13 protein-coding genes and 2 pseudogenes are annotated in these 16,080 nt (G+C 73.9%); 7 read left to right on the forward strand and 8 right to left on the reverse strand.

The genetic code is table 11. From position 1 onward, the window contains the following. Nucleotides 1-173 precede the first annotated feature (173 nt). Nucleotides 174-1,106: an SMP-30/gluconolactonase/LRE family protein gene (locus ABZY20_RS13730; protein WP_356441142.1), complete on the forward strand. Its 933-nt coding sequence runs from the start codon at nt 174-176 to the stop codon at nt 1,104-1,106. A gap of 82 nt (nt 1,107-1,188) precedes the next feature. Here the strand turns inward: ABZY20_RS13730 and ABZY20_RS13735 are convergent. After that, a pseudogene (locus ABZY20_RS13735) lies at nt 1,189-1,373 on the reverse strand (fatty acid--CoA ligase family protein); the annotation flags it as partial. 126 nt (nt 1,374-1,499) lie between these two features. Between ABZY20_RS13735 and ABZY20_RS13740 the strand changes: the two are divergent. Beyond that, nucleotides 1,500-2,465 (forward strand): alpha/beta hydrolase, encoded by a 966-nt coding sequence (locus tag ABZY20_RS13740; RefSeq protein ID WP_356441144.1) that lies wholly within the window; start codon nt 1,500-1,502, stop codon nt 2,463-2,465. Between the two features lie 448 nt (nt 2,466-2,913). Here ABZY20_RS13740 and ABZY20_RS13745 read toward each other — a convergent pair whose 3' ends face one another. Further along, a complete protein-coding gene (locus ABZY20_RS13745) occupies nt 2,914-5,280 on the reverse strand; it encodes a serine/threonine-protein kinase (protein ID WP_356441146.1) in 2,367 nt (788 codons plus the stop codon). Nucleotides 5,281-5,473: 193 nt separating this feature from the next. Beyond that, a complete protein-coding gene (locus ABZY20_RS13750; RefSeq protein WP_356441149.1) occupies nt 5,474-6,196 on the reverse strand; it encodes a VOC family protein in 723 nt (240 codons plus the stop codon). Between the two features lie 134 nt (nt 6,197-6,330). On the opposite strand from ABZY20_RS13750, the gene ABZY20_RS13755 reads away from it, so the two are divergent. The 3 genes from ABZY20_RS13755 (at nt 6,331) to ABZY20_RS13765 (ending at nt 8,364) form a co-directional block, all read left to right on the forward strand. Next, entirely contained in the window at nt 6,331-6,966 is a 636-nt protein-coding gene (locus ABZY20_RS13755; RefSeq protein ID WP_356441709.1) for a TetR family transcriptional regulator, read from the forward strand. 260 nt (nt 6,967-7,226) lie between these two features. Continuing rightward, nucleotides 7,227-7,652 (forward strand): pyridoxamine 5'-phosphate oxidase family protein, encoded by a 426-nt coding sequence (locus ABZY20_RS13760; protein WP_356441152.1) that lies wholly within the window; start codon nt 7,227-7,229, stop codon nt 7,650-7,652. Nucleotides 7,653-7,698: 46 nt separating this feature from the next. After that, entirely contained in the window at nt 7,699-8,364 is a 666-nt protein-coding gene (locus tag ABZY20_RS13765; RefSeq protein WP_356441154.1) for a pyridoxal 5'-phosphate synthase, read from the forward strand. A 16-nt stretch (nt 8,365-8,380) separates the two neighbouring features. Here ABZY20_RS13765 and ABZY20_RS13770 read toward each other — a convergent pair. From ABZY20_RS13770 to ABZY20_RS13780, 3 genes and pseudogenes are all read right to left on the reverse strand, one after another. Continuing rightward, nucleotides 8,381-8,686, reverse strand: a pseudogene (locus tag ABZY20_RS13770) (GNAT family N-acetyltransferase); the annotation flags it as partial. Between the two features lie 145 nt (nt 8,687-8,831). After that, nucleotides 8,832-9,044 carry a DUF4287 domain-containing protein gene (locus ABZY20_RS13775; protein ID WP_356441155.1) on the reverse strand — a complete coding sequence of 71 codons (213 nt, stop codon included), beginning with the start codon at nt 9,042-9,044 and terminating at the stop codon, nt 8,832-8,834. 94 nt (nt 9,045-9,138) lie between these two features. Then, nucleotides 9,139-9,741, reverse strand: a complete 603-nt coding sequence (locus tag ABZY20_RS13780; RefSeq protein ID WP_356441157.1) for a GNAT family protein — start codon at nt 9,739-9,741, stop codon at nt 9,139-9,141. A gap of 252 nt (nt 9,742-9,993) precedes the next feature. On the opposite strand from ABZY20_RS13780, the gene ABZY20_RS13785 reads away from it, so the two are divergent. Together ABZY20_RS13785 and ABZY20_RS13790 are read left to right on the forward strand one after the other, a co-directional pair. Next, entirely contained in the window at nt 9,994-11,640 is a 1,647-nt protein-coding gene (locus tag ABZY20_RS13785) for a subtype B tannase (RefSeq protein WP_356441159.1), read from the forward strand. A gap of 314 nt (nt 11,641-11,954) precedes the next feature. Further along, nucleotides 11,955-13,157: an NAD(P)/FAD-dependent oxidoreductase gene (locus tag ABZY20_RS13790; protein WP_356441161.1), complete on the forward strand. Its 1,203-nt coding sequence runs from the start codon at nt 11,955-11,957 to the stop codon at nt 13,155-13,157. A 291-nt stretch (nt 13,158-13,448) separates the two neighbouring features. On the opposite strand, the gene ABZY20_RS13795 is transcribed toward ABZY20_RS13790, so the two are convergent. Both ABZY20_RS13795 and ABZY20_RS13800 read right to left on the reverse strand, forming a co-directional pair. Continuing rightward, nucleotides 13,449-14,600: a serine hydrolase domain-containing protein gene (locus tag ABZY20_RS13795; protein WP_356441163.1), complete on the reverse strand. Its 1,152-nt coding sequence runs from the start codon at nt 14,598-14,600 to the stop codon at nt 13,449-13,451. A 151-nt stretch (nt 14,601-14,751) separates the two neighbouring features. Then, on the reverse strand, nt 14,752-16,056 hold the full coding sequence (locus ABZY20_RS13800) for an MFS transporter (RefSeq protein ID WP_356441166.1): 1,305 nt from the start codon (nt 16,054-16,056) through the stop codon (nt 14,752-14,754). Between the last annotated feature and the right edge of the window lie 24 nt (nt 16,057-16,080).

Raw genomic sequence — 16,080 nt, forward strand, 5'->3', positions numbered from 1 at the left:
GGGGGACTTCCCGCGAAGGGAGACCCCCCGCACCGCCGTGTCACCGCCTTCAAGCAGAACACCCGATCCCCGCACCGGGGCGTGGTGTCGCCCCGGCACCCGCCTGCGCGGGACGCGATAGTGGATCACACGGATCGACGCCCCAGCCCCGCCCCGACCCGAAGGTGGCCCCCATGCCCGGAGAGCAGCCGCACCTCTACGAGACCCTCGACGAGCGGTTCCGGTCGGGCCGGTGTGACGCGGGGGACTCGCGGCTGGAGACGTTGTTCGACGGGTGCCGGTGGGCCGAGGGGCCCGTGTACGTGCCGGCCGGGCGGTATCTGCTGTGGAGCGACATCCCCAACGACCGGCTGCTGCGCTGGGACGAGACCACCGGGTCCGTCGGGGTCTTCCGCTCCCCGGCCGGGTTCCCCAACGGCAACACCCTCGACGGCCGGGGCCGGCTCGTCACCTGTGAGCAGGGGGCCCGGCGGGTGACGCGGACCGAGCACGACGGCTCGGTGACGGTGATCGCCGACCGCTTCCGGGGCAAGCGGCTCAACAGCCCGAACGACGCCGTCGTGCGCTCCGACGGGTCCGTGTGGTTCTCCGACCCGGAGTTCGGGATCGCCTCCGACTACGAGGGGCACCGCGGCGAGAGCGAGATCGGCGCCCGGAGCGTCTACCGCGCCGACCCCGCGAGCGGCGAGGTGCGGCTGGTCGCGGACGGCTTCGAAGGGCCCAACGGCCTGGTGTTCTCCCCGGACGAGCGGCGGCTGTTCGTGTCCGACAGCCTCGCCAACCACATCCGCGTCTTCGACGTCCGCGAGGACGGCACCCTGGGCGGCGGCGACGTCTTCGCCGCCTGCGCGAACGGCACCTTCGACAACATCCGCTTCGACGACCGGGGGCGTTTGTGGGCGGCCGCCCTGCACGGGGGCGTGCACTGCTACGACCCCGACGGCACCCTGCTCGGCCGCGTGCTGGTCCCCGGCACGGTGGCCAACATCCGGTTCGGGGGCGCCCGGCGCAACCGGATGTTCATCGCGGCGGACACCGTCCTGTACTCCCTGATGATGTCGGTCACGGGCACCGCGGCCCTGCCGGGCGCAGACCGCCGGCCGTAGTGACGCCCCGGAGCAGGGCACCGGGCGTCGACGAGAACCTCGCCCGCGATGCCCGGGGGCAGGGGGCAGTCCTCGTGTCCGCCACCCACATCCGCGTGCCCGGGATCGCCCGGCCCGACGTGGACGCGATCACCACCGGGTCGTCGCCCCGCCGGCACGCGTGGCCACGCCGCCCGCCCCGGACGGGCCGTACGCCGTCAGGACGGTGGCGACGCCGGGTTCGCCGCGCAGCCGTTCCACGAGCCGGAACGGCACCACCGCGGCTCCCGGGCTCGGCCCCTCATCGCGCTCGGCAACGCCGAAGCACCGCGTCAAGCACGGCCGTTCGCGGGGCGGCGGGGGTACCGGTCGCGGTGAGGGAGCGTCCGACCGCCCGCCCGTATGCTCGGGCGCGTGGTGGAGCATCGGGTGATCGACGTGAACGGCGTACGGCTGCACATCGCGGAGCGGGGTGAGGGCCCGCTGGTGGTGCTGCTGCACGGTTTCCCGGAGTCCTGGCACTCCTGGCGGCACCAGTTCGGGCCGCTCGCCGAGGCCGGGTTCCGGGTCGTCGCACCGGACCAGCGCGGCTACGGCGGCAGCGACCACCCCGAGGACGTGGCCGCGTACAGCATCCTCCACCTGGTGGGGGACGTGGTCGGGCTGATCCACGCGCTGGGCGAGGAGCGGGCGTTCGTCGTCGGGCACGACTGGGGCGCGCCGGTGGCCTGGCACACCGCGCTGCTGCGGCCGGACGTGGTGCGCGGGGTGGCGGGGCTGAGCGTGCCGCCGCCGTTCCGCGGCCCGCGGCCGCCGCTGGAGAGCGTGCGCGAGCGGTTCGGCGGGCGGTTCTACTGGAACTACTTCGAGCGGCCGGGCGCCGCCGAAGCCGAGTTCGAGGCCGACACCCGCACCGCGCTGCGCAAGCTGCTGTACTCCGCCTCCGGTGACGCCCCCGACGCCGGGCGCCCCGAGCAGGCCCTGGCCGACCCGGAGCGCGGCTGGCTCGCGGACGCCCCGGACCCCGAGGTGCTGCCGCCGTGGCTCACCGAGGAGGACCTCGACCTGCTCACGGAGAGCTTCGCGCCGGGCTTCACCGGCGCGCTCAACTGGTACCGCAACCTGGACCGCAACTGGGAGCTGACCGCGCCCTGGCAGGGGGCCGTGGTGTCCCCGCCCGCGCTGTACGTGTACGGCGACCGCGACCTGGTGCCGGCCTTCCCGGGCACGCCGGAGCTGATCGCGAAGCTGCCCGGGCTGATGCCCAACCTGCACCGCGATCCGGTGGTGCTGCCGGGCTGCGGCCACTGGACGCAGCAGGAGCGGCCCGACGAGGTGAACGCGGCGCTGCTCGACTTCCTGACCGCCCTGCGGGACTGAGGCCCGCCGCCCCCGTCAGTCGTCGACGAGGGCCCGCCGGCCGACCTCGCAGCGGTCGACCGAGTCCACCGGGCCCGAGCCCGCCCACCTCGGCCTCGACGGTCGCCCTGCCGTCGGCGGTCGCCCTGCCGTTGCCGTCGGCGGGGACCGTGTACCGGTCGACGACGGTGACGCCCCGGGCGTCCTGGAAGGCGACCGAGACGGAGAAGGTGGCCTTACGGCCGTTCGGGTTACTGACCCCGACGGTCGCGTGGGGGGAGGGGACCGCCGGACCCGGAGGAGATGTCGGCGTGGAGCCGTGGTGCGGTCTGCGGGACGGGGTGCCGCGAACGCTGCCCGAGGAGTTCGGCCGGGGTCGGGGCCGGGGCGGCGGCGGTCGCGGCGGGTGCAGCGGCTGCGGCCGGGACCGGTGCGTACCCGGCGCGGTGCGACGGCCGCCGCGGGCACGTCACGCGGTGCGTGCCGTGCCCGTGCCCTTCTCCGCGTCCAGGGCGTACACGCAGCGGTCCTTGCTGCACGCGTACACCACGCCGTCCCGGACGACCGGGGAGCCGGTGATCTCGCCGCCGGTGGCGAGCTTCCAGCGCAGCCGGCCGTCGTCGGCCTTCAGGGTGTAGAGCAGGTGGTCGGTGGAGCCGAAGTGGATACGGCCCTCGGCCACCGAGGGGGCGCCCACGATGTCGCCGCCCGCCTGGAAGCGCCACTTGGGCGTGCCGGTGACCGCGTCGAGGGTGTAGAGGCCCTTGCCGCTGCCCACGTGGACGTGCCCGGCGGCGACCAGGACCGGTTCGACGGAGGCGCGGGACTCGGTGGCGATGCGCCAGCGGTCGCGGCCGTCGGTGGCGTCCAGGGCGTAGACCGTGCCGAGGTAGTCGGCCAGGTAGATGCCGCCTCCGGTGACGGCCGGGCCCGGCACGAAGGCGGGCGGCGAGAGGAACACCGCCGGCGCCTCGAAGTGCCACTTCACGTGCCCGGCGGCCACGTCGAGGGCGAGGACGCGGGTGCCGGCGCAGACGTAGACGTAGCCGTCGTCCGCCTGGGTGAGGCGGATCGGGACGCCGCCGCAGGAGGCCGCGTCGCCGATCGGGTACGACCAGCGCTCGTCGCCGGTGCGGGCGTCCAGGGCGCGCAGCCGGGCGTCCTGCCAGACGTAGACGGTGCCGTCGTGCAGGACCGGTCCTGCCTCGGGGGACTCGAAGTCGCTCTGGCAGCCGGTGATCTCCCAGAGCTTCTGGCCGCTGGACGCCTCCCAGCCCTGGACGCCGCCGCCCCGGGTGCCGGTGACGACGGTGCCGCGGCCGGCCTTGAGGGAGTAGACCCAGGCGTCGGTCTGCAGGCGCCACAGGTCACCGCCCTCCCGGGCGTCCAGCGCGAACAGGGTGGGCCCGTCGGAGGCGTGGATCCGGCCCTCGGCGACCGCCATCGACCAGGCGACGTCGCGGGTCTTGAAGCGGCGGCGGCCGGTGGCGACGTCCAGGGCGTGCACCTCGAAGGAGGTCACGTAGACGAGGTCGCCGTCGACGGAGGGAGTGCCCCAGACGTCGTTGGACATGCGGAAGCGCCAGGGCCGCCAGCCGCCCGCCTGCTCGGGCGGCGCGGCGGGGGCGGGGGGCGCGGCGACGGCGGGGTCCGCGCCGTTGACACCGGGGCGGGGCTTGGACCAGGAGGCGCTGAGGGCGGCCTCCGGCGGGGGCGCCTTGACGGCGGCGGCACGGACGTCGGCGACGCGCGGGCCCGGGCCGATGGGCACCTTGGCGCCGGCCAGCCGGACGGGGCCGGTGTCGGGGCCGCCCGCGCGGGCCGGCACGGGCGCCGGGACGACCGGGTCGTGCGGGGGCGGGGGCGGAATGGGCGCGGGGCCCGGGCCGGGACGGGCGCCGCCGCCGCTGCGGGCGGCGGGGGCGGGCTTGCCCGCGGGGCGGCCGTTGCGGCGGGACTCGATCAGGTGCACCGCCCGCTCGGGCAGCCAGGCGGAGGCCGTGCCGCTGTCGTCGGAGCCGGAGCCGAAGAGGTGGGGGGCCAGCTGCGCCTGGAGGTCGGCCGGGTTGGGGCGGGCCGTGGGGTCCATCTGCATGCAGGACTCGATCAGCGGGCGCAGCTCGTCCGGGAGCCCTTCGAGGTCCGGGCCCTCGCGCAGCAGCATGAACACGGTCTCGACCGGGTTGGCGCCGTGGAAGGGCGGGTGCCCGGTGGCGGCGAACACCAGCATCGAGCCGAGGGAGAAGACGTCGCTGGCGCCGGTGACGCTGCGGGAGTCCTTGGCCTGCTCGGGCGACATGTAGGCGGGCGTGCCGACGGCGACGTTCGTCATCGTCAAACGTGTGTTCGATACGCCGGACGCGATGCCGAAGTCGATCACCCGGGGGCCGTCCTCGACGACGAGGACGTTCGACGGCTTCAGGTCCCGGTGCACCAGACCGGCCCCGTGGATCGACTGCAGCGCCTCGGCCACGCCCGCGGCGAGCCAGCGCACGGCCTGGGCCGGGAGCGGCCCGCAGTCGTTCACTATCTCCTCGAGGGAGGGCGCGGGAACGTAGGCGGTGGCCAGCCACGGCACGGCGGCGCGCGGGTCGGCGTCCACGACCGCGGCCGTGTAGAAGCCGGAGACGGCCCGGGCCGCCTCCACCTCACGCGTGAAGCGGACCCGGAACAGCTGGTCCTCGGCCAGCTCGGTCCGGACGGTCTTGATCGCCACGCGCCGGCCGGACGCCGAGCGCGCGAGATAGACCAGCCCCATGCCGCCCGCACCCAGCCGTCCCAGCACCTCGAACGGCCCGATCCGCCGCGGATCGTGCTGCGTCAGCTGATCCACCACTCTGCCTGCCACCTCCCCGTACGAGCCGCGCCAAGCCACATGTTCCACGCGACCCCGTGCAGCGTCTCACCACCGCACCGCCATGGCGGCACGCACCCCGATTCTTCCTGGCCGGAGCCGTGGTTGCGAACCCGGGAATCTTTGGGGTGTTGCCCTTCATACAGGGGCAAAAGCTGACCATAGGGGTGTCCGCTCAGCGGCGCAGCAGCGCGAAGGAGGCCCCCTGGTCGTCGGTGACGACGGCGACCGTGCCGTACGAGGTCTCGAAGGGCGGGGCCTGGACCCGCCCGCCGAGCCGGGTCACGTCCTCCAGCGCGGCCGGTACGTCCTCGACGGCGAAGTGGACGAGGAAGTGCGGCGGCATCTGAGCCGGGAAGACGTCGGAGACGGGGGCGCGGCCGAAGTCGGGCTCGGCGTCCGGCCCGAACAGGGCCTCCTGGAACAGCCCGCCGTAGAAGTCGTTGGCGGTGTCGGTGTCCCGGGCGTACAGCTGGGCCCAGGCGAAGGTGCCCGGCTCGTGCCGTACGCCGAAACCGGGGTGCTCGCCGGGCTGCCACAGGGCGAAGACGGCGCCCTCGGGGTCGGTGAGGAGCGCGGTGACGCCCAGCTCGCCGGCCGGCACCGGCGCCGAGACCACCTGCCCGCCGGCCTCCCGCACCCGGCGGGCCAGGGCCAAGGCGTCGGGCGTGGCGAAGTACACCGTCCAGACGCTGGGCAGCCGGCCGTCCACCTTGCGGACCAGGGCGGCCACGGGTTCGCCGTCCTTGCGGGCCTGGACGAAGGAGCCGAACCAGTCCTCGAAGGTCCACCCGAAAAGTCCACCGTAGAACCGCTTGCCCGCCTCCACGTCGGGAAGCTGCGCGTCCACCCAGCAGGGGACGCCCTCCGCGTACACCGATGCCCTGTTTTCGGCCATGTCGCCAACGTAACCGCGACGGCCGCAGCCCGCAGACCAGGCACAGCGGCCTCCGCACTCCCCCGCACCCCATTTGCAGTCGGCCGAATCGCGCCCCGATCACGCCTCGGTAAGCTGACGGCATGACAGGACAAGTGCGTACCGTCGACGGCCGGGTGGCCGGCCGACGTGGGCAGGCGACCCGGCAGAAGCTGCTCGACTGCCTCAGCGAGATGCTCAGCTCCTCCCCGTACCGCGACGTCAAAGTCATCGATGTCGCCCGGAAGGCGGGCACTTCGCCCGCGACCTTCTATCAGTACTTCCCGGACGTCGAGGGCGCCGTCCTGGAGATCGCCGATCAAATGGCCGCCGAGGGCGCCGTGTTGACCGAGCTCCTGGAGGGCCGCTCCTGGGCCGGCAAGGCCGGCTGGCAGACGGCGCAGGAACTCGTCGACGGCTTCATGGAGTTCTGGCGGAAGAACGACGCGATCCTCCGGGTCGTCGATCTCGGCGCCGCCGAGGGCGACAAGCGCTTCTACAAGCTCCGCATGAAGATCCTCAACTCGGTCAACAACTCCCTGGCGGACGCCGTCGCCGAGTTGCAGGCCAAGGGCCGCGTCGACAAGGACGTGAACCCGGCGGCGATCGCCGGTTCGCTGGTGACGATGCTCGCGGCCGTCGCCTCGCACCAGAAGGGCTTCTCCTCCTGGGGCGTGAAGCAGGCCGAACTGAAGCCGAACCTCGCGCTGTTGATCCACCTGGGCGTCACCGGCAGAAAGCCGACGAAGTAGGCGGTCGCCGAGTCTGCTCCCTTGATCCAAGTCCTGTCTGCCAGGCGGTGGTTCACTCCCGTGGACTGCCGCCTGTCGCCTTTTCCCGGGCCCCCTCGCGCCGCACGAGCCGGAACAGCCGGACCTCACGGCTCACCCGCGCCTGGGTACGCCGCGTACGGGGCCAAACTCCGGCACCGCCTTCCAGGGGAACACTCGGCGGTGACGGGAGCGTTGTGATGGTCCGGAAGGTGACGCCCGTCCAGTCGAAGGAGACCGGAATGGCCCTGACCCGAGAAGAGCGCGCACAGTTCCTCGCCGAGCCGCACGTCGCGGCCCTCGCGGTCGACGCGGGCCCGGGCCGCGCACCGCTGACGGTGCCGATCTGGTACCAGTACGAGCCCGGCGGCGACATCTGGATCATGACCGGCCTGGACTCGCGCAAGAACGAGCTGATCAGCGCGGCGGGCCGGTTCTCGCTGATGGTGGACCGGCTGGAGCCCACGATCCGGTACGTCTCGGTGGAGGGCCCGGTCGTCGGCACCGCCCCGGCCACGATCGAACAGCTCCGCGAGCTCGCCGCCCGCTATCTGCCGGCCGAGAAGGTCGACGGCTATGTGGACTTCGCCTGGAAGGACCACGGCGAGCAGGTGGTGGTGCGGATGCGGCCGGAGCGGTGGGTGTCGTCGGATCTGGGACGGGTGTGACGGGCGAGATCCCGCGCGGCCTGCCGGCACCCGTGACAATCGGGGGATGGCAACCGATCTCCACACGCTGCTGAGGTCCCTGCGGGTCTGGGCCCCGGACACCACGGACCTGCGGCCCTTCGACCCGGCCGTCGCCCCCGCGGCCCCCCTCCCCCTGTTCACCGAGTGGTTCGCGGAGGCGGTGGCGGCCGGGCAGCCCGAGCCGCACACCATGTCCCTGGCGACCGCGGACGCCTCGGGCCTGCCCGACGCGCGGATCGTGGTGCTGCACGGCGCGGACGCCGACTGCTGGTCCTTCGGGTCCCACGCCGGCAGCCGCAAGGGCCGCCAGCTCGCCGCCCGCCCGTATGCCGCGCTGACCTTCTACTGGTCCGTCCTGGGCCGCCAGGTCCGCGTCCGCGGCCCGGTGTCGTCGGCGCCGTCCGAGGAGTCCCAGGGCGATCTCCACGCCCGCTCCACCGGGGCGCTGGCGGCGGCGCTGACCGGGCGCCAGAGCGAGCCCCTCGGATCGCTGGAGGAACTGGCCCGGGGGTCGGAGGCGGCGTGGGAACGGGCGGCCCGTGAGCCGGAGACGCCCGTGCCCTCCTGGACCCTGTACCGGCTGCGGGCCGACGAGGTCGAGTTCTTCCAGGGCGACGAGCGGCGGCGGCACGTCCGGCTGCGCTACCGGCGCGCGGAGGAGGGCTGGACGCGGGAGCTGCTGTGGCCGTGACGAGCCTGATCGTCCGCTACGCGAAGTCGTACACCGCGAAGTCCGCCACCGGCCGGTACCCGATGCGCCGGTACAGGCCGTTGCCGGCCGGGTTCGCCGGGTCCGTGAAGAGCAGCACCTCGCTCGCCCCGGCGGCGAGGGCGGCGCGGCCGACCTCGGCCGTCACGGCGCCCGCGTAGCCACGGCCGCGGTGGCCGGGCGGGGTGCGGACCCCGGCGACGCGCACCTGCCCGGCGACCCGCGGGCCGGTGCCGGCCATCGCGACGGGGGTGACGCCGGGGGTCACCCAGAGGGTGACGCCGCCGCTCTCGATCCGGGCGTCGGTCCCGGCCCGGGTCAGGAAGGCATCGTGGTCGTGGAGGAGATGCCAGGTGCCGGTGCCGGTTCCGGTGCCGGTGTGGGTGCCGGTGCCCCATGGTGCCGCCGGCCCGCCTCCCGGCTCTCCTCGATTTTCCGCACCCCCCGGCTCAGGTGCGGCTGTCCTCGGCGAGGGTGTGGGCGACGAGCGCGTTGGCGTGGCCGTGACCCAGGCCGTGCTCGGTCTTGAGCCATGTGACGAGCTCCATGTGCCGGGTCAGCGGGGAGGAGCGGATGAGGTCCTGCCAATGGGCGATCGGCCGGCCGTACTTCTTCTCGATGGAGGGGAAGTAGCTCGCGGGGCCCTTCACGGGTGCGGTCATCTCGGGTGGTCCCTTCTCTGCGGTCACCGGGTAGGACCCGGGGGGCGGGACGGACTCATCACCCGGCCGGGGTGATCCGGGTCACACCGGTCGCTCAAGGGCCCGCCGGCTCCGGGTCCGTCGCCAGGCGCGCGTGCAGGTGGGCGTCCCGGAACGCGTCGTGCCGGCCCTCCTGGAAGGTCGCCCCGCGCAGCGTGCCCTCGTACCGGAGGCCGCAGCGCTCCGCTATCCGGCAGGACGCCTCGTGGCCGACCGCGTGGTCCAGCTCCAGCCGGTGCAGGCCGAGCCCGGTCAGCGCCCAGCGGGCGGTCAGGAGCAGCGCCCGGGTGGCCACGCCCTGGCCCCGGGCCTCGGGCAGCACCCAGTAGCCGACGCGGGCGGCCTTCAGGTGGTACCTGATCTCGTTGACGCCGATGTGCCCCAGCACGGTGCCGCTGCCGGCGTCCGCGATCCGGAACGACACCGAGGTGCCCTCCGTCGCGCTCTGCGCCCGGGCGCGCAGGGACTCGCGGGCGTCGGCCCGGTCCGTGACCGGTCGCAGCGGGGTGTTCCAGCGGCGGAACTCCGGGTCGCTCATCCCGCGCAGCCAGCTGTCCACGTCGTCGGCCGAGCTTGCGTCCCAGGGGCGCAGGCTGAGGCCGTGGCCGTGCAGTTCCGGGTGGGAGCCGGTGCGGGAGCGGTCACGTGTGGGGGCCATGGGGTCATTCAAGCGTGCGGGGCCGTGCCGTTTCACCCGTCTGCCGGGTCCCGCCCCGCGGTGCGCGCCGGGCTCCGTGATCTGACGGCGTGCCGGTCAGCGGGCCCCGGCAGGACCTGGGAACGGACTGTGCGCGGCCCGTGAAGCTGTGTGTCGGCAATGAATGCGACAGAATTGTTGGCAATCTCGGCGGAGCCTGGCTACGTTCGCTGGTGCAAGCCCAGGACAGGAAGAGTGTGGAGAGGTGGCACCGTGAGGCACAGGGCAGTCAGGCGCAGGAGCGTCGTGTGGGGGATCGGGGCGACCGCCGGTGCGGCCGCCGTCGGCGGGGTCGCCCTGAGCGCACAGGCGTCGAGCGGCACGGGCGGTTCGGCCTCCGCCTCCGGCGGCCTGGTCTTCGACCGGGAGGGCCACACCACCCTGACCACGACCGTCACGGACGCGAACGGCGACGACCACGAGGTGACCTACCGCTTCTGGAAGGCCGTCCCCTACGTCGCGAAGCCGGTGGACGAGAAGTACCAGAGCCTGAACGTCAGCGTGCCGGTGACGATAGACGGCAAGAGCGTCGACGCGGGGAACGCGCCCATCCTCCTCGCCAACGCCGTCGGCGGCTACCTGCCGTCCTCGGTCGCGGACGCGACGGGCGTGGGCGGGGGCGGTATGACCGGCGTGCCCGGGGGCGGCGGCAGCCCGTCGCCGGGCGCCTCCGCCGGCTCCGGCTCCGGGTCCGGCTCCGGCGAGGTGCAGTCCGGCGGGAACGGCATGGTCGACGCCCGGGGCGGCATGGTGAGCCTGCCGAAGCTCGCGCTGGCCGCCGGGTACGTCGTCGTCGAGCCGGGCGCCCGCGGCCGGACCCTGACGAACGACGACGGCGAGTACTACGGGACCGCCCCGGCCGCCATCGTCGACCTGAAGGCCGCCGTCCGTTACGTCCGCGCCAACCGGGGCCGCATCCCCGGCGACACCGACCGGATCGTCTCCTCCGGCACCAGCGCGGGCGGCGCGCTCTCCTCGCTGCTCGGCGCGTCCGGTGACAGCCCGCTCTACGAGCGGTACCTGAGGGAACTCGGGGCGGCCGACGCCTCCGACGCCGTCTTCGCCGTCGGCGCCTGGTGCCCGATCACCGACCTGGAGCACGCCGACGGCGCCTACGAGTGGAACTGGGGCACCAACGCCGCCCAGGGCACCGGCAAGGTCGTCGACCGGACGGTGTCGAGGGAACTGGTCGCCCAGTTCGCCGAGTACCAGGCGTCGCTGAAGCTGCGCGGTCTGAACGGCTTCGGCACGCTCACCGCCCGCTCCTACGACACGTACCTGCTGAAGCAGTACATGGAGCCCTCGGCCACCTCCTACCTCACGGCGCTGACGGAGTCCGACCGCGCCTCCTACCTGGCCGACCACCCCTTCATCACCTGGAAGAACGGCAGGGCGTCCTTCGGCTGGGCCGACTTCCTCACCCATGTCGGCGCCCGGAAGAAGGGCGCCCCGGCCTTCGACGCCTTCGACCTGTCCACCGGCGAGAACAACCTCTTCGGCACCGGCACCACCGGCAAGCGCCACTTCACGCCGTACGGCCTGCGGCACGACACCGCCGGCGACACCGGCACCCGGCTGGACGCCGACCTGCCCGCCAAGCTGCGGCTGATGAACCCGATGTCCTTCCTCACCGGCGGCACGCCCAACGCCCACCGCAGCAGGCACTGGTGGATCCGCCTCGGCACCAAGGACACCGACACCTCGCACACGGTCTCCGCCAACCTGGCCGCCGCCGCTGCCGCCCTCGGCGACGACGTCAGCCACCTCTACTACTGGGACGAGGGCCACGGCGCGAACAGCGACCCCGGCGACTTCATCCGGTGGATCGCCACGGTGACCGGCCACCGGCGCCGCGCGTAACCCGCCCGCCCCGCGCCCGGCACGGCCCCCGGCCCGCCCCACCCCTCCCGCCCCCGCCGGAGGCCGTGCCCGCACCGCACCCGCACCGACACCTCGCCCCCGCACCGAGACCCGCAATGGCACCGGCACCCGACACCCGGCACCGGCACCGGCACCGGCACCCGGAATGGCGCCGGAAGCGATCACCGGCCCGCCACAATCAGGCCCGTTGCGCCACCGGCCGCACCCCGTCCCCTCACAGTCGTGATCAATCCGCAACCAATTCCGGTCTTGACCGAGACCCATCAAGCAGGGTCGTGATTACGCTCGCGCTCATGGCCGACTCCACACCCCCCACCCAGCTCACCGCGCAGCCCCCGCCCGACCGCCCCGTCTACGTCATCGGCGGCGGCCCCGGCGGGCTCTCCGCCGCGTACGCGCTGCGCGCCCGGGGCATACGGGCCGTCGTCCTGGAGAGGTCCGACCGGGTCGGGGCGTCCTGGCGCCGCCACTACGACCGGCTGCACCTGCACACCACACGCCGACTGTCCGCCCTGCCCGGGCTGCCGATGCCCCGCCGCTTCGGACGGTGGGTGTCCCGGGACAACGTGGTCCGGTACCTGGAGAAGTACGCCGAGCACCACCGCCTGGAGATCGTCACCGGTGTCGAGGTGTCCCGGATCGACCCCGCCCCCGACGGCACCGGCTGGCTGCTGCACGCCACCGGCGGCCGGGAGCTGACCGGCGCCGCGGTCGTCGTCGCCACCGGCTGCAACCACACCCCGCACCTGCCGGACTGGCCCGGCCGCGCCGCCTTCACCGGCGAGTTCCTGCACGCGGGCGAGTACCGCAGCGGCACGCCCTACGCCGGCCGGGACGTCCTCGTCGTCGGCGTCGGCAACACCGGCGCCGAGATCGCCGTCGACCTGGTGGAGAGCGGCGCCTCCCGGGTCCGGCTGGCCGTGCGGACCGTCCCGCACCTGGTGCGCCGCTCGACCGCCGGCTGGGCCGCCCAGTACAGCGGCATCCTCGTCCGCCGGCTGCCGGTGGGCCTGGTCGACCGGATCAGCCGGGTGCAGGCCAAGGTGGCCGTGCCGGATCTGTCGGCGCACGGACTGCCGCGCCCGGACACCGGGTTGTACAGCCGGGTGAAGCAGGGGGCGATCCCGGTGCAGGACGTCGGGCTGATCGACGCCGTGCGCACCGGCAAGGTCGGGATCGTGGCCGCCGTGGAGGGCTTCGAGGACGGCAAGGTCCTGCTGGCCGACGGCACCCGGATCTCCCCGGACACCGTGATCGCCGCGACCGGGTACGTGCGCGCCCTGGAAGGCCTCGTCGGCCACCTCGGCGTGCTCGATTCGCGCGGCAGACCCGTCGCGCACGGCGCCCGCACCCCGAAGGCCGCCCCCGGCCTGTACTTCACCGGCTTCACCAACCCGATCAGCGGCAACCTGCGCGAGATGGCGCTCGACGCGGTCAGGATCGCGAAGGCCGTGGCACGGGACAGGTCGGGGAAGGTCTCACGGCTTCCGGGCTAGCTCCAACTGCCCGGGCCGTGACCGGGCGGCGTCAGGTGGGCGGCCACGCCCCGCAGTGGCCGTCCTGGCGGCGGCGCTGGGCGAGTTGGGCCGCGCCTCGCGGTGGGGCCGCGCCATCGCAGTGGGGTGGCGCCGACACGTTCGCGGGGGCGGCGTACGACGCCGCACCCGTGCCGGGCACGCCGCGGCCGGCTGGGGCCGTCGGCTGTTCCACAGGTGGCGTTTGGCGCGGCCGGCGGACCGCGATTCCCACCGCGACCGCGACCACCGTCCGGCCCGCCGGAAGACCGCTCACGCGCAGAACGCGGTGTCCACGGACTCCATGACCGCGACGGCGCCCTTCTCCTGATCGCCGAAGGTCCCCGGGAGCGCGCTCACCGCGAGCCCGACGGAGCGGCCGTCGTCGGTGGCGCCGCCGCGGGTCTCGTACCCGTCGATGTCGCCGCCGTGTCCCCAGTAGACGCCCCCGCAGCTCAGCGGGACGCTGAACAGGCCGAGCCCGTAGCGCCAGCCCGGGAGCAGCGGGGCGTCCACCGTCCGGCGCATCTCGGCCAGTTCCCCGGCGGGCAGCAGCCCGCCGCCGATCAGGACCCGGGCGAACTTCGCCAGGTCCCTGGGCGTCGAGATCAGCTGCCCGGCGGCACCGCCCCAGGACGGGTCCATCTCGGTGACGTCGATGACCTTGCGGGACCGCGGGTTGTCCAGGGCGTACCCGCGGGCGTGGGGCCTGCGCAGGGTCTGGTCGCCCGGCTGCGGCCAGTAGGTGTGGCGCAGGCCCGCCTTCTCGATGACGCGCTCGGTTATCTGCTCCTGCACGGGCCGCTCGGTGACGCGCTCGATCAGGAGTCCCGCCAGCAGGTAGTTGGTGTTGCTGTACTTCCAGCGGGCGCCGGGTTCGAACTCCGCCGGGTGGGCCAGGGCCGCCGCGAGCAGGTCGTGCGGCTGGAAGAACCTGTGCTGGACCTGGTCGAAGTCCTCCAGCCCGAGGTGGTCGGTGTAGTTCGGCAGGCCGCTGGTGTGCTGCAGGAGGTGGCGGACGGTGATGCGGTCGGCGTGGATGCCCTTGCCGCGCACCAGGCCGGGCAGGTACGTCTCGACGGGCTCGTCCAGACGGACCTTGCCCTCGGCGACCAGTTGCAGCACCACGACCGCGGTGAAGGTCTTGGTGTTGCTGCCCGCCCGGACGTAACCGTCGCGCGGCACCGGCACCTTCCGGTCCAGCCGGGCCGACCCGGCCACCAGGGACCTGGTACGGCCGTCCTCGGTCACCGTGGCCATCACGGCCGGGAACCCCTCCTCGGCGACCAGCGCGTCGATGCTCCGCTGGACGGGCGACGGCGGCGGGCCCGCCACCGCGGCGTCGGTCACCGCGGTGGCCACCAGCCCCGCCGCCGCCAGCACCAGCAGCCCCTTGCGCGTCCTCGACGTGGTCGTCGCAGGCATCCTCGTACGCATCCTCGTACGCATCCGCGTCTCTCCTTCGTCCGGTTCGGCACCGCAGACGATTCCAGGACCGGACGCGAAGATCAGTGGGGCTGAGCGGCGGAAACGGGGTGCACCCAGCACCACCGGCAGCCGGGGGCGGGCGGCCCGTTCAGGCCGCGGCGACCACGTCCACCGGCCGCCGCCGGATCACCAGCGCCATCAGCGCCGCCGCCGCGCACAGCGCCCCCGAGGCGTACCAGACGACGTCGTACGACCCGAAGGCGTCGCGTGCCACGCCCCCGAGGAAGGCGACCAGGGCCGCGCCGACCTGGTGGGAGGCGAGCACCCAGCCGAAGACGATCGCGCTGTCCTCGCCGTACTGCTCGCGGCACAGGGCCAGGGTCGGCGGGACCGTGGCGACCCAGTCGAGGCCGTAGAAGACGATGAAGAAGATCATCGGGGGCCGGACCTCGGGGGCCAGCAGGATCGGGAGGAACATCAGGGAGACGCCGCGCAGCGCGTAGTAGACGGCCAGCAGACGGCGCGGCTCGAAGCGGTCGGTGAACCAGCCGGAGGCGATCGTGCCGACGACGTCGAACACGCCGATGACCGCGAGCAGGGAGGCGGCGGCGGTGACGGGCATGTGGTGGTCGTGGGCCGCGGGGATGAAGTGGGTCTGGATCAGGCCGTTGGTGGAGGCGCCGCAGATCGCGAAGGTGCCGGCGAGCAGCCAGAACGGACCGGTGCGCATCGCCGAGAACAGGACCGTCACCGCCCGGCGCGCGGCCCCGGGCACCGGCGCGGGCTTGGGCACGAACTCGGCCGCCCCGTAGGGCTTCTGGCCCACGTCCGCGGGGTGGTCGTGCAGGAGGAGCCAGACGAACGGGACCACCGCCAGCGCCGCGAGCGCGACCGTGACGGCGGCCGGCCGCCAGTCGTACGTCGACACGATCCACGACAGCAGCGGCAGGAAGATCAGCTGCCCCGACGCCGAGGCGGCGGTGAGGATGCCGCTGACCAGGCCGCGCCGCTCGGTGAACCAGCGGTTGGTGACGGTCGCCGCGAACGCCAGCGCCATGGAGCCGGAGCCGAGGCCGACCAGCAGGCCCCAGCACAGCATCAGCTGCCAGGCCGCCGTCATCCAGACCGTCAGGCCCGAACCGAGGGCGATCACGGTCAGCGCGACCGCGACCACCCGGCGGATGCCGAACCGGTCCATCAGGGCCGCCGCGAACGGCGCCGTCAGCCCGTACAGCGCGAGATTGACGGAGACGGCCGCGCCGATCGTGCCGCGCGACCAGCCGAAGTCGTCGTGCAGCGGGTCGATGAGCAGTCCCGGTACGGAGCGGAAGGCGGCCGCGCCGATGATCGTCACGAAGGTGACGGCGGCGACGAACCAGGCGCGGTGCACACGACGGCGACGGCGGGGCTTCGGCGGCTGCTCGACGGCCGCTGCTTCGGTTGTCTGGGTCACGTCCTAGAGCTTCCGGTGGCGCGC

It is taken from the genome of Streptomyces sp. NPDC006624, from assembly GCF_040611555.1.
GTDB lineage: Bacteria > Actinomycetota > Actinomycetes > Streptomycetales > Streptomycetaceae > Streptomyces.

Bases quoted from the DNA above. Each gene is read 5' to 3' on its own strand.
- ABZY20_RS13765 (WP_356441154.1), top strand. From the start codon at position 7,699: ATGGCAACCGATCTCCACACGCTGCTGAGGTCCCTGCGGGTCTGGGCC.
- ABZY20_RS13775 (WP_356441155.1), bottom strand. From the start codon at position 9,044: ATGACCGCACCCGTGAAGGGCCCCGCGAGCTACTTCCCCTCCATCGAG.
- ABZY20_RS13790 (WP_356441161.1), top strand. From the start codon at position 11,955: ATGGCCGACTCCACACCCCCCACCCAGCTCACCGCGCAGCCCCCGCCC.
- ABZY20_RS13750 (WP_356441149.1), bottom strand. From the start codon at position 6,196: ATGGCCGAAAACAGGGCATCGGTGTACGCGGAGGGCGTCCCCTGCTGG.
- ABZY20_RS13780 (WP_356441157.1), bottom strand. From the start codon at position 9,741: ATGGCCCCCACACGTGACCGCTCCCGCACCGGCTCCCACCCGGAACTG.
- ABZY20_RS13760 (WP_356441152.1), top strand. From the start codon at position 7,227: ATGGCCCTGACCCGAGAAGAGCGCGCACAGTTCCTCGCCGAGCCGCAC.
- ABZY20_RS13730 (WP_356441142.1), top strand. From the start codon at position 174: ATGCCCGGAGAGCAGCCGCACCTCTACGAGACCCTCGACGAGCGGTTC.
- ABZY20_RS13795 (WP_356441163.1), bottom strand. From the start codon at position 14,600: ATGCCTGCGACGACCACGTCGAGGACGCGCAAGGGGCTGCTGGTGCTG.